Annotated in this window: 18 protein-coding genes; all 18 read left to right on the forward strand. The window is 33.5% G+C overall.

Annotation, left to right across the window (positions count from 1 at the left end):
- Positions 1–73: 73 nt before the first annotated feature.
- On the forward strand, positions 74–559 hold the full coding sequence (locus TA89_RS04380; protein WP_082023847.1) for a chemotaxis protein CheC: 486 nt from the start codon (positions 74–76) through the stop codon (positions 557–559).
- A 16-nt stretch (positions 560–575) separates the two neighbouring features.
- Complete coding sequence (locus TA89_RS04385; protein ID WP_040211179.1) at positions 576–935, forward strand: response regulator; 360 nt, start codon at positions 576–578, stop codon at positions 933–935.
- 12 nt (positions 936–947) lie between these two features.
- Positions 948–1,349 (forward strand): chemotaxis protein CheW, encoded by a 402-nt coding sequence (locus TA89_RS04390; RefSeq protein ID WP_040211181.1) that lies wholly within the window; start codon positions 948–950, stop codon positions 1,347–1,349.
- A gap of 21 nt (positions 1,350–1,370) precedes the next feature.
- Positions 1,371–2,366, forward strand: a complete 996-nt coding sequence (gene fliM, locus TA89_RS04395) for a flagellar motor switch protein FliM (RefSeq protein ID WP_040211183.1) — start codon at positions 1,371–1,373, stop codon at positions 2,364–2,366.
- Positions 2,359–3,507 (forward strand): flagellar motor switch phosphatase FliY, encoded by a 1,149-nt coding sequence (fliY, locus tag TA89_RS04400; protein ID WP_040211184.1) that lies wholly within the window; start codon positions 2,359–2,361, stop codon positions 3,505–3,507. The genes fliM and fliY overlap by 8 nt, the downstream gene beginning before the upstream one ends.
- Before the next feature lie 129 nt (positions 3,508–3,636).
- A complete protein-coding gene (gene flgM, locus TA89_RS04405) occupies positions 3,637–3,912 on the forward strand; it encodes a flagellar biosynthesis anti-sigma factor FlgM (protein WP_040211187.1) in 276 nt (91 codons plus the stop codon).
- Entirely contained in the window at positions 3,912–4,322 is a 411-nt protein-coding gene (locus TA89_RS04410; RefSeq protein WP_040211189.1) for a flagellar protein FlgN, read from the forward strand. The genes flgM and TA89_RS04410 overlap by 1 nt, the downstream gene beginning before the upstream one ends.
- Positions 4,323–4,333: 11 nt before the next feature.
- Positions 4,334–5,587: a flagellar hook-associated protein FlgK gene (gene flgK / locus TA89_RS04415; protein ID WP_341349985.1), complete on the forward strand. Its 1,254-nt coding sequence runs from the start codon at positions 4,334–4,336 to the stop codon at positions 5,585–5,587.
- Between the two features lie 17 nt (positions 5,588–5,604).
- Positions 5,605–6,159, forward strand: a complete 555-nt coding sequence (locus TA89_RS19145) for a flagellar basal body rod C-terminal domain-containing protein (protein ID WP_341349986.1) — start codon at positions 5,605–5,607, stop codon at positions 6,157–6,159.
- Between the two features lie 17 nt (positions 6,160–6,176).
- The gene (gene flgL / locus TA89_RS04420; protein WP_040211191.1) at positions 6,177–7,145 is read left to right on the forward strand and encodes a flagellar hook-associated protein FlgL; all 969 of its coding nucleotides are present in this window, start codon (positions 6,177–6,179) and stop codon (positions 7,143–7,145) included.
- Positions 7,146–7,237: 92 nt separating this feature from the next.
- A complete protein-coding gene (gene fliW / locus TA89_RS04425) occupies positions 7,238–7,663 on the forward strand; it encodes a flagellar assembly protein FliW (protein ID WP_040211193.1) in 426 nt (141 codons plus the stop codon).
- 4 nt (positions 7,664–7,667) lie between these two features.
- Positions 7,668–7,883, forward strand: coding sequence for a carbon storage regulator CsrA (csrA, locus tag TA89_RS04430; protein WP_040211195.1), 216 nt, complete (start codon positions 7,668–7,670; stop codon positions 7,881–7,883).
- Between the two features lie 17 nt (positions 7,884–7,900).
- The gene (locus TA89_RS04435; RefSeq protein WP_040211197.1) at positions 7,901–8,254 is read left to right on the forward strand and encodes a flagellar protein FlaG; all 354 of its coding nucleotides are present in this window, start codon (positions 7,901–7,903) and stop codon (positions 8,252–8,254) included.
- A gap of 27 nt (positions 8,255–8,281) precedes the next feature.
- A complete protein-coding gene (locus TA89_RS04440) occupies positions 8,282–8,584 on the forward strand; it encodes a hypothetical protein (RefSeq protein ID WP_040211200.1) in 303 nt (100 codons plus the stop codon).
- 10 nt (positions 8,585–8,594) lie between these two features.
- Positions 8,595–8,981, forward strand: a complete 387-nt coding sequence (gene fliS / locus TA89_RS04445) for a flagellar export chaperone FliS (RefSeq protein WP_040211201.1) — start codon at positions 8,595–8,597, stop codon at positions 8,979–8,981.
- A complete protein-coding gene (locus TA89_RS04450; protein ID WP_052447320.1) occupies positions 8,947–9,333 on the forward strand; it encodes a hypothetical protein in 387 nt (128 codons plus the stop codon). The genes fliS and TA89_RS04450 overlap by 35 nt, the downstream gene beginning before the upstream one ends.
- Positions 9,334–9,345: 12 nt before the next feature.
- On the forward strand, positions 9,346–10,899 hold the full coding sequence (fliD, locus tag TA89_RS17620; RefSeq protein ID WP_052447321.1) for a flagellar filament capping protein FliD: 1,554 nt from the start codon (positions 9,346–9,348) through the stop codon (positions 10,897–10,899).
- 150 nt (positions 10,900–11,049) lie between these two features.
- Positions 11,050–11,639: flagellin N-terminal helical domain-containing protein (locus tag TA89_RS04460; protein WP_040211203.1), on the forward strand; the 590-nt coding region annotated here is incomplete at its 3' end.

The raw sequence follows: 11,639 nt of genomic DNA on the forward strand, positions 1-11,639 counted from the left end.
GGTTTGGTAATTAATTGGAGCAGGTAACGCCGACAACGGCCCTTTCACAGTCCTTCTTAATAAAAAGATTGAGATGAGTGTTCCAAATATAAATATAATTGATTTTCAGCATATTATAAATGGCTCTGCAGAAAAAGAAGTTGTTGGGATAATCGTGAGGGTTTTAGGAGATACACCGGGGAATATATTATTTATATTTCACAAAGAGGTAGCTTCGAATATAATAGAATTATTGACTGGAAGGAATGAAGACGAATTTAGCGAAATGGGGATATCCGTTTTAAGCGAAGTTGGAAATATAGTCTCTTCCTCATATATGAATTCAATCGCCAGGCTTACAAATCTTACTTTGATTCCTTCAGTACCAGCGATGGCTCAAGACATGCTTGGTGCCATACTGGCTACTATGTTCATTGAGTCTGCGCAGTTTGAAGATAATATTTTAGATATTGAGACAAATTTTATAGGAACTGAGTCCAATAATATAGGAGCACATTTTTATTATGTTCCAAGACCGGGTTCCTTAGAAAAAATACTTAATTCATTAGGTGTAATTTAATTTTGGAGGTAAAAAAATGGCTAAAGTTTTAATTGTTGATGATGCAGCTTTTATGAGGATGATGATAAAAGATATCCTAGAGAAAAATGGGTTTGAAGTTGTAGGAGAAGCAAGTAATGGAATAAAAGCAGTGGAGATTTATAAGAAAGAAAAACCAGATGTTGTAACTATGGATATCACTATGCCAGATATGGATGGAATAGAAGCTGTAAAGCAAATAAAAGCATTTGATCCTTCTTCAAGGATTATAATGTGCAGCGCAATGGGACAGCAGAGCATGGTAATGGATGCAATTAGAGCAGGAGCCAGGGACTTTATAGTAAAACCCTTTCAAGCAGACAGGGTGTTGGAAGCTATAAGAAAAGCTATGAGCTAGGAGGCTATCGTTATGCAGGCTGTAATTTTTAAGTTAGGTGATGAACAATTTGCAGTAGAAACTTCAAAAGTTCAGGGAATCAACGATATAATGAATATGACAAAGATTCCAAAAGCTCCGCCCCATATCAAAGGTTTAATCAATTTAAGGGGTAACATAATATCCATACTTGATATTAACATGCTTCTTAATATGGAGTCCTCCAATAAGGAGCAGAGCAATATAATCATATTGAATATAATGGAGGAGCAGATAGGAATAACCGTTGATGAAGTGGATGAAGTTTTAGACATTCATGAAAATATGATTGAAAAATTAGATCAGGAAAGTCATAATTCATATATAAAAGGAATAATTAATTTTAAAGACAGCATAGCAACGCTTATTGATTTAGATAAATTAATAATAAATTAGTTAATGAAATGAGGGGAAAATATGGCCGAGGTCTTATCGCAGAGTGAAATTGATGCACTACTGTCAGCGCTTTCTTCTGGAGAAATTGTGGCAGAAGAGGTTATGAAAGATGAAGACAAACAAAAAGTTAAGCTTTATGATTTTAGAAGCCCTCAGAAATTTTCAAAGGATCATATTAGAACATTAGAGCTTATTCATGATAATTTTTCAAGAATAATTTCAAACTTTCTTACTGCACAGGTAAGAGCTAACGTAAAGGTAAATATAGTTTCCGTTCAGCAGATTACCTATGAAGAATTCATACATTCTATACCTAACCCCACAATTATGACAATTTTTAAAATGAATCCTTTAAATGGTTCAATTTTATTTGAGACAAACCCTCAATTTGTGGATCAGGTATTAGATGTGCTTTTAGGAGGAAATGGGTCTAGAAAGTTTAGATTAAGGGAATTTACAGATATAGACAAAAATATTATTAAAAAAATCAATACAGGTCTTCTTAATAATCTGAAGCTGGCATGGGAAGATATTATGGATGTAACTATAGAGGTTGAAGATGTTGAAACTAATCCAGCATTAAACCAGACTCTGGCTCCTAATGAACCAGTGGCTCTTATAACCTTTTCTGTAGAAATGGGTAAAAACAGCTCATTTATTAATCTTTGTATTCCCTATTTAAGCATAGAAAAATTCTTAGAAAAGTTAGTAGTTCAATATTGGTTCCAAAGCAGTGATGATGAAGCAATGAAGGTTTCTAAAGAGCTTATAAGAAATAGGCTTAATGTAGTTGATGTATCTGTAAGTGCTGTTTTAGGTTCTACAAATATAACTGTAGATGACTTTTTAAAGCTATCTATAAATGATGTAATTACACTAAATAACAAATGCACTAACCCTATAACAGTGAAGGTAGAAGATGAAAAGTGCTACTTGGCAAAGCCGGGATTAATAGGTAAAAATTTTGGAGTAACGGTTTTAGATATTATAGATAAGGATGTGGAAACTAATGAGTAACGGATTTCTCTCTCAGGAGGAGATAGATTCTTTATTAAATGGAGGCACTAACAGTATATCTGATGAAGCTCCAGTAAAGAATGATGATAATGTAATTACAGACATGGAAAGAGATTTATTGGGGGAAATAGGTAATATATCCATGGGTTCCGCTTCTACAGCACTATCTCAGATTATAAATCAGTCGGTAAATATTACAACTCCAGTAGTTAGTATTACAACATTAAAAGACCTTAAAGAAGAGTTTAAAATACCAAATATGGTTTTAGAAGTGGAATATACATCAGGAATCATGGGCAGAAATGTCCTTGTGATAAAGGTTCCCGATGCAGCGGTTATAGCTAACCTTATGATGGGAGGAGATGGAAAAGTCTCTGCATCGGAATTATCAGAAATAGAAATAAGCGCTGTACAGGAAGCTATGAATCAAATGATAGGTTCTGCAGCAACTTCAATGGCTACAATGTTTGCAAGGGAAATAAACATTTCACCTCCTCATTCCAGGATATGGAATGATGATACCGAGCCGCTGTCAGAAGAGATAACTGAAAATGAACCAATAATAAAAGTTTGCTTTAGAATGACCATTGGTACTTTAGTAGATAGTGAAATAATGCAGCTTTTACCAATTACTACTGCAAAAAAAGTTGTATCTATAATGATGGGTACAGAAGAGAATACTTCTTTATCTGAAGAAAGTATTATTAATACTGAAAATACTAAAGAAAGTATTATTAATACTGAAAATACTAAAGAAAGTCAAAAAGAAGATTTGGTAAAAAATATTGAAGAGAAAGAGATTGAAAAGCCTATGGAGAAAGTAGAAGTACATACTGCAGCCTTTGAGCCGCTAAATCAAGCTCCAGTTCACCCTACCGGTAAAAACATAGATCTTATTTTGGATGTACCTCTTGAAATTTCAGTAGTACTTGGAAGAACTAAAAAAAGCATTAAAGACATACTTAATCTTGGAGTGGGTTCTCTTATAGAACTTGAAAAGCTTGCTGAGGAGCCTGTAGAAATACTGGTCAACGGTAAGAAGGTTGCTTACGGAGAAGTTGTAGTAGTTGACGAGAATTTCGGAGTAAGAATAACCAATATAGTAAGCAATATCGAAAGGGTTAAAAGCTTAAAAGAATAAAGGAAGCTTCAGCTTCCTTTATTCTTTTATTATTAAATATATTGTTCACAAAATGTTATATAAATATCCTAAACTCAAAAGAATTAATGTCGATAATAAAAGTAGATATATACAGTTTGGAGGTTAAATATGAATATAAGAGGAGTAGGTTCTAATAATTTAGTTAATTTTTATGTTAAGCACCAAACACAAGTGGAGAATAAAAGTTCTGAGTATAAAAAGGACTCCATAGAAATATCTAGTATAGGAAAAAGTTTGAGCAGCTTAGATATAGATGTACCTTCTTTAGACAATACAGCAAAAATAGAAAAAATTAAAGAGGAAATCAATAAAGGAACCTATAATGTTGATGCAAAACTTACAGCTCAAAAGCTTCTGGATATAATGAAAGGAAGAGAAGCTTAATGTTGCAGGAATTAAAAATTGTAATGGATAAGGAATATGAGACTTTAAGAGAACTTCTAAATTTACTTGACAATCAATTTGGTCTCATTATGAAAAAAGATGTTTTTGGAATGGATAAGATCATAGAAGACATACAGCAGTGCAACAAGAAGGTTGCAGAAGCAGAGGTAGAAAGAAGACAAATTACTAAAGGAAAAGCCATGAAGGATATAATTAACTCACTGTCTGATGAAGATATGGAGGATGCTTACAGGAGCATATGCAGGCTTTTGGAAGAAATAAATCTTCAAAAGGATACAAATGAACTCCTTATTAAACAGAGTTTATCCTTCACAAACAAGATGCTTTCATATATTAATCCAAATAGAAACACTGTTACCTATGATTCCTATGGTAAATTCAAAAGATAGGGAGTGAAGATATGTCAGGTTTGTTTTCAACCTTTAACGTGGCTAAAAGAGGCATAAACGTTCAACAAAAAGCAATAGATGTGACTTCTCATAATATATCTAATGCCAACACAGTAGGTTATTCAAGGCAGAGAGCCAGGATTGAAACCACAAGGCCTTTTGGTATGCCTACATTAAACAATGCTGCCGAGCCTGGTCAGTTAGGAACCGGAGCACAGATTGCTGCCATTGAAAGAATTAGAGATAGCTTTTTAGATTATCAGATAAGAACTGAAACTAGCACTATGAGCAAATACAATACAAGGGATAAATTTTTAAGTGAAATAGAAAGTATTATTAATGAACCTTCAGATACGGGGATTTCTACCCTTATCGGTAAGTTCTTTGACTCCTGGCAGCAGCTTTCTAAGCAGCCTCAGGGATCTAATGCAAGAACCGTTGTAGCTCAACAGTCTGCAGCCTTAGCAGATGCTTTAAACCATGCTGCAAAACAGCTTAATAAGCTTCAGACTAATGCTCAGGATTTAATAAGAAATAATGTTACAGACATTAACAGTCTTCTAGATCAGTTAGATAATTTAAACAGGGAGATTATAGGGGTTAAAAGTGCGGGAAATATGCCTAATGATCTCATGGATAGACGTGATTTGTTATTAGATGAGCTTAGCACTAAGTTTAATATAAATATAGATAAAAAAGCTTATGAAGGAATAAATATAAAACCGGCAGATGATAATGGAATGAAGGTACCTAATTTGGTATCAGCAGACCGTAATGAAGATGTATCCAGATTTTCTTACATCAGCTCTGTAGAAAAGGATATAGAGGATCCTTCAGGAACTACCTATAAAATAACATACTATAAATTAGGGAAAATGAATTCTGAAAGCAATAAACAAACTATAACTGTAAAAGGCATGGATGAGCTTAATGCAAAAAAACTTACGGAAACAAGGGTGCTTTGGAGTAATAGTGAAGGCAAAGCGGTAAGAGCGGATGGTTCCGCAATCGAAGATGGTGCTGTAATAAACATTATGGAGTTAAAGAGCTTTGTACCCTATGCCGGAGAGCTTAAAGGCAATATGTCAATCCATGAGGATATAAATGATTACAAAGACCAGCTTAATAAACTAGCAAAGGCTATTGCCTTTTCAGTTAATGCGGTGCACAGTGGTTTAAGTGATGCTAAATCAAATACAAATAAAGATTATCTTCCTTTTTTGTTAATGGAAATGCTGCACTATATAGTAAAAATAACGAAATAACGAATTTAGATAATGTTTTGTATGCTGAATGTGAAATCACAGCAGAAAATATAAGTATAAACAAAGAGATTCTTTATGATGTTATGAAGATAAAAACCAGAACTCATGACAATGAGTTTTCTTATCCAAATGAAAATAATAAAGATGGAGAAACCGATGGTGCAAGAGCTTTGGCTATAGCAAGAATACGAGATACTTTAATTAAAATCCAGGATGTTGGAGAAACCATAAAATCCCGTAAAGATATGTTTGATCCTACTAGAGGCGGAAGTATACTCAAAAATAATGGCATGGAAATTGAAAGCAATATAAATGGAATGAAAATAGACAGCTTTTTTAAGGACACAGTAGACAGATTGGGAGTTCAGACTCAGGAAGCCAAGAGGATAGTTAAGAATCAGCTGGATCTCCTTGATAGTATGGTAGAGATGAAATACAGTATATCAGGAGTTTCTTTAGATGAGGAAATGGCAAACCTTATACAATTTCAGCATGCTTATCAGGCCAATGCTAAAATTATAGCTACAGTAGACGAACTTTTAGATGTTATAGTTAACGGGCTTACGAGATAAAGAGGAGAGGTGTTTAAATGAGAGTAACTAATAAGATGTTGTCCAATAATTTTTTAAGGGATATGAGGAATAATCTTGGGAATATGAAAATACTTCAGGGACAGCTTACCTCAGGTAAAGAAATCAGAAGACCATCAGACAATCCCTTTAAGGTTGCCAGAGCGATGATGCTTCATACGGATATAAATACTAATAAACAATATAATGATAATATAAAAGATACTATAAACTGGCTGGATACTACAGATACTGCATTAAATCAGGCAGGAAATGTTCTCCAAAGAGTCAGAGAACTTATGATATCCTCAGGAAATGCCGCTTATGGAACCAATGAAAGAAGTGCTATTAAGGACGAGATAAACGAGAAGGTAGGCGAACTTGCGCAAATATTAAACACTAATTTTGATGGTAAATATGTTTTTGCAGGTTCCAGAGGAACTGCTAAGCCATTAGGAACAGATAAAGTACAGGGAAATACTGAATTGTTTTTAAGTGATAGAGAAGGGCTGAGACTCACATCTGATTCTGAGGCTGAGATGCTTGCAAAGAAGCTTTCAGTGGAAATATCCCAAGGGGTAACTATGGAGTACAATATAACTGCAGCAGAGCTTCTGAAATTTACCGATGAAAAAGGAAAAGAAATTAATCTTTCAGAAGTATTTAAAAACATAACCACACACCTTGATAGTGCAGACACCCAAGAATCTAATAAGCTTGTTGGAGAAGATTTAGAAAATATAACCTCAGCTATTGGCAATCTATTAAAGATAAGAGCAGAAGTTGGTGCTAAACAAAACAGGATGGATTCAGCTAAAGAAAAAAATGAGGATGAAAGCTATAATATGACTGAAATACTTTCTCAGACTGAAGATATTGATATAACTGAGAAGGTTATGGAATATACCACAGCTCAGACTGTTTACATGGCTTCTCTTCAAACCAGCGCTAAGGTTATACAACCATCACTTATAGATTACATAAGATAAAAAGCTATTTACTTGGAAGTCTATTTATTTAAAATGTAAAACTAAAAACCAAAGAAGAAAATACACGAATACCTAAGTTTAGGAGGATAATTATGCAGCTTAATACTAAACTACATGGAATATTGGAATTTAATGAAAAGGACGTAATAATTTTTCCTAAGGGGATGCCGGGGTTTCAGAATCTAAATAAATTTGTACTGATTCCTGTTAAAGAAAACCCAGCATTCAGCATACTCCATTCTATAGAAGATGAAAATATCGGATTAATATTAATATCGCCTTTTGAAATTGAAAAAAATTATGAATTTGAATTAAAGGATGAGGTTATTAAACAATTGAAGATAGAAGGGCCGGAGGATGTTCTGGTATTAAACACTGCCACCTTGAATTCAGACATGAAAAAGATAACAGTGAATTTAAGAGCGCCGATTATTATAAATAAAAAGCATGGCGTAGGGGAACAAATAATACTGGGAAATGAAGCTTATAAAATAAAACATCCTTTATTCGAGGAGTGATAAAATGCTAGTTATTACGAGAAAAAAGGGCGAATCAATATTAATCGGAGATGATATAGAAATCACTGTGACAAAGGTAGAAGACGGCAGTGTGAAGCTTTCCATTGAAGCACCAAGGGATATTACTATATTAAGAAAAGAACTTTACAAGGAAGTAGAAGAAGAAAATAAAATGGCTGCAGAATTTAACCTGGAGGTTATTAAAAATCTTAAAAAATAACAGAGAGGTTGAAAATTATGAATATTAATGCCATAGGTCAAGGAAGACCTGAAATGAATATTAGCAGAAATACCGGGGAGGAAGCAATAGTTGTAAAGACAGAAGCACCTATAAATTCTGCTGAAAAGATAAAAAAGCAGGAACTTACAAGGGAAGAGCTGGATAAGGCTCTGGAAAAGCTCAATACCTTCCTTAGAGATGAAAACACCCATGCAGTATACGAAATTCATGATAAACTCAATGACGTTATGATAAAAATCGTTGATGATAATACCAAAGAAGTTATTTTAGAAATACCACCCAAAAAAATATTGGATTTAGTTGCAAAGATGTGTGAGCTTGTAGGCGTGTTAGTAGATGAAAAAGCATAGAGTATAATAAAATAAGGAGGAGTATCTATGGAATTTCGTCTTAATAAGATAGAACCGCAAACCAGACAAAAGGTGAACGAAATGACGAGAGAAGGTATAATCCACTCAAAGTCAGGCCTTAAGATCAACTCCTATTCAAGAAAATTTGATGGTGAAAGAAGAAAAAAATTTAAAAAGCATCCTAAGGAATTCAAATTTTCAAATTTATTGAAGAAAGATCAAATCTATGTGGAAGCAGTTAAAGTGGACACCATTGAAATCGAAGCTACTAAAGATGAAAAGGAAGCATCGTTAAATTATAAGGGTGTATTTATAGATACAAGGAAATAGGAGGATTAAGATGTACGGCACTGCAAATGCATATAATGCATATAAAAATAATAGCATAAACTATGCTTCTAAAGAGCAATTATTATTAATGCTTTTAGATGGCGGAGTTAAATTTTCTAAGATAGGTAGACAAGCTATTTTAGATAAAGATATTCCAAAGGCTCATGAATACCTTACAAGAGCACAGGATATATTTGCTGAGCTTATGATCTCCCTGGATACTTCTGCTGGATCATGGGCTGAACAGTTATTCAGCGTTTATGATTTCGTTAAAGACAGATTAGGCTATGCTAATTTTAAAAAAGATATTAATGTAATGAATGAAATCATCCCTATTATTGAAGAGATAAGAGATGTATGGAATGAAGCATATAGAATATCAAAGGGAAGTAAATAAAATGTATGATGTGAAGCTGCTAAATCAGAATCTTGAGGAATTTAAAAGAATCACAGAAAAGCTTATATACAAACTGGATAAGGATGAAATTGAAAACATTGATATGCTCATAGAACAAAGGGAAAAGATTATAGATGAAATAGGAAAATTAAATTACGAAAAGGAAGAATTTGTATCTTGTGGAAAAGCTTTGGGACTTAATGCTTTAGAAAAAAAACTTAATAATATATATGTTTCAAAAAAAAATGATTTATATCATGAAATGCAGTATAACAAAGAAAAGATTATTGCTAACAAAAATTATGTGAATAACTCCCAAAGAAGGATTAATTTTATTGATGAAAAAATTTAGCGAGGTGATATTATGAATATCAGCGGAGCGGGACCTCAGGGAACCACTGATTACGGCAGATTAACTGGACTTGCCACCGGTATGGATATTGAAGGAATGATTAAAGGCATGCTTGCCAAAGATAAGGCTAGAATGGATAAGGTAGGCCAGGATAGGCAGTACCTTCAGTGGCAGCAGGAGTCCTATGTAGATATTATAAAAGATTTAAAGGAGTTTGAAAGGTATTTTGATATTTTAAGCCCTGAAAATATGTTTTCTTCATCTACCTATACAGGTACAAGAGTGGACAGTAATAGCAAAATGCTATCAGCTTCTACCTTATCCGGAGCTATTAAAGGAAACTACGAGATTTTAATAAAGCAACTGGCAAATCCACCAAAATTTCAGGGAAGTTTCAATTTGCAAGCAGGAGAAGCAAGTAAAAGCACAAAATTATCAGAAGCGGGAATAACTGATGGTAATTTTACAATTAATTATGGAAATGAAAACTACACTATAGATATTAAAGGCACAGATACCATCAACGACTTAATAAGTAAAATTAAAAATGCTCCAAATTCAAAAGGAGAGCCTCTAGGCAATTTTATAAATGTAAATTTTAGTGATATTACAAAAAAGCTAACGGTAGAAGGTAAAAACACAGGAGAGACTGTTGAATTAACAATTAATGCTGGTACAAGCAACTTTGCCGATAAGACAGGCATGATTGGTACTCATAAAGGTGATGATGCAATAGTTTCTATAAAAGCTCCCGGTGAGAGTACTTTCAGTGCTGATATTAAAAAAAGCACAAATAACTTTACCATAGATGGAGTAAATTATAATCTATTAAAGGCTTCTCCCAATATTGCTGAAGAATTTACAGTAACGTCAGACGCTTCAGCATCAGTAGAAAAGTTTAAAGGCTTTATAGAAAAATATAATTCTTTAGTAGAAAAGATAAATACTAAGATAAATGAAAAAAAGGAATACAAATACAGACCTCTTACTGAAGAACAAAAGAAGGATATGAAAGAGGATGAAATAAAAAAATGGGAAGAAAAAGCTAAAACCGGACTTTTAAAGAGAGATAACAACTTAAGCAAGCTACTTAGTGACCTTAGAGAAGCTGTTTATAATACTGTAGAAGGTGCGGGAGTAAGTATTACAGATCTAGGGATAAGTACCACCAAAAATTATATGGATGGAGGCAAGCTTCAGATTGACGAAAATAAGCTTAAAGCTGCCCTAGAAAATAATGGTGATTTAGCAGAGAAACTTTTTACTCAGTCAGGATCTGAAAATAAGACAAATGGAATATTTACAAGATTTAAAAACATCCTAAAAGAAGATATAGGAATTGATGGTGTATTAATTAAGAAAGCTGGATACAAGGATTCAAGGTGGGCAGGAGAAAACGATCTTACTGAGAAAATAAACGATAAAAATAAGGTTTTAAAAGAGCTGGAAAGAAAGCTTCAAGTAAAACAGGAAATGCTTTACAGAAAGTTTGCTGTGCTTGAAAAGAATATGAATTCATTGAATTCTCAAAGCAGCTGGCTGGCTTCTCAAATGGGAATGGCGTAAAATAATATTTTTAAATTTAAATTTTTAAAAGTAACTGTAAAGTATGTTGAAAGATTTACGAATTAATAAGTATAGGTATTAAGGCGGCCGCCTAAATAATAAAATAAATTAAGGACAAGGATGTCCACCAAATTCAAGGAGGAATTTATAATGATAATTAATCACAATCTTAATGCTATGAACGCTCATAGAAATATGGGTATGAACACTGTTAACTCAGGAAAAGCAATGGAAAAATTAAGCTCAGGCTTAAGAATTAACAGAGCTGGAGACGATGCAGCAGGTCTTTCAATCTCCGAAAAGATGAGAGCTCAAATAAGAGGTTTAGATCAAGCTTCAAGAAATGCCCAAGACGGTATTTCATTAATCCAGACTGCTGAAGGTGCTTTAAATGAAACTCACTCAATTCTTCAAAGAATGAGAGAATTAACAGTTCAGGCAGCTAACGATACTAACGTTGACGTTGATAGAACAGCTATAAAGGATGAGCTTGATTCCTTAAAATCAGAAATAGACAGAATTGCAGGCACAACACAGTTCAACGAAAAGAGCCTGTTAAATGGAAGTTTATCTGCAACAGGAAGCGGAGCAATGCTACAAATTGGTGCAAATGCTGATACAGCATTATCCTTAGAAATTAACATAGGAGATATGGGTTCAACAGCATTAACTGTTAATGGATTAACTGTTGATAATCACACTAATGCTAAAACTTCCTTAACTAATGTTAATGAAGCTAT

Origin of the sequence: Clostridium polynesiense, assembly GCF_000820705.1 — a bacterium.
Classification (GTDB): domain Bacteria; phylum Bacillota; class Clostridia; order Clostridiales; family Clostridiaceae; genus Clostridium_AA; species Clostridium_AA polynesiense.

What these genes read in the sequence shown, in the direction of transcription:
- TA89_RS04380 (WP_082023847.1), top strand. Translation starts at nt 74, where the DNA reads ATGAGTGTTCCAAATATAAATATAATTGATTTTCAGCATATTATAAAT.
- TA89_RS04385 (WP_040211179.1), top strand. Translation starts at nt 576, where the DNA reads ATGGCTAAAGTTTTAATTGTTGATGATGCAGCTTTTATGAGGATGATG.
- TA89_RS04390 (WP_040211181.1), top strand. Translation starts at nt 948, where the DNA reads ATGCAGGCTGTAATTTTTAAGTTAGGTGATGAACAATTTGCAGTAGAA.
- fliM (WP_040211183.1), top strand. Translation starts at nt 1,371, where the DNA reads ATGGCCGAGGTCTTATCGCAGAGTGAAATTGATGCACTACTGTCAGCG.
- fliY (WP_040211184.1), top strand. Translation starts at nt 2,359, where the DNA reads ATGAGTAACGGATTTCTCTCTCAGGAGGAGATAGATTCTTTATTAAAT.
- flgM (WP_040211187.1), top strand. Translation starts at nt 3,637, where the DNA reads ATGAATATAAGAGGAGTAGGTTCTAATAATTTAGTTAATTTTTATGTT.
- TA89_RS04410 (WP_040211189.1), top strand. Translation starts at nt 3,912, where the DNA reads ATGTTGCAGGAATTAAAAATTGTAATGGATAAGGAATATGAGACTTTA.
- flgK (WP_341349985.1), top strand. Translation starts at nt 4,334, where the DNA reads ATGTCAGGTTTGTTTTCAACCTTTAACGTGGCTAAAAGAGGCATAAAC.
- flgL (WP_040211191.1), top strand. Translation starts at nt 6,177, where the DNA reads ATGAGAGTAACTAATAAGATGTTGTCCAATAATTTTTTAAGGGATATG.
- fliW (WP_040211193.1), top strand. Translation starts at nt 7,238, where the DNA reads ATGCAGCTTAATACTAAACTACATGGAATATTGGAATTTAATGAAAAG.
- csrA (WP_040211195.1), top strand. Translation starts at nt 7,668, where the DNA reads ATGCTAGTTATTACGAGAAAAAAGGGCGAATCAATATTAATCGGAGAT.
- TA89_RS04435 (WP_040211197.1), top strand. Translation starts at nt 7,901, where the DNA reads ATGAATATTAATGCCATAGGTCAAGGAAGACCTGAAATGAATATTAGC.
- TA89_RS04440 (WP_040211200.1), top strand. Translation starts at nt 8,282, where the DNA reads ATGGAATTTCGTCTTAATAAGATAGAACCGCAAACCAGACAAAAGGTG.
- fliS (WP_040211201.1), top strand. Translation starts at nt 8,595, where the DNA reads ATGTACGGCACTGCAAATGCATATAATGCATATAAAAATAATAGCATA.
- TA89_RS04450 (WP_052447320.1), top strand. Translation starts at nt 8,947, where the DNA reads ATGAAGCATATAGAATATCAAAGGGAAGTAAATAAAATGTATGATGTG.
- fliD (WP_052447321.1), top strand. Translation starts at nt 9,346, where the DNA reads ATGAATATCAGCGGAGCGGGACCTCAGGGAACCACTGATTACGGCAGA.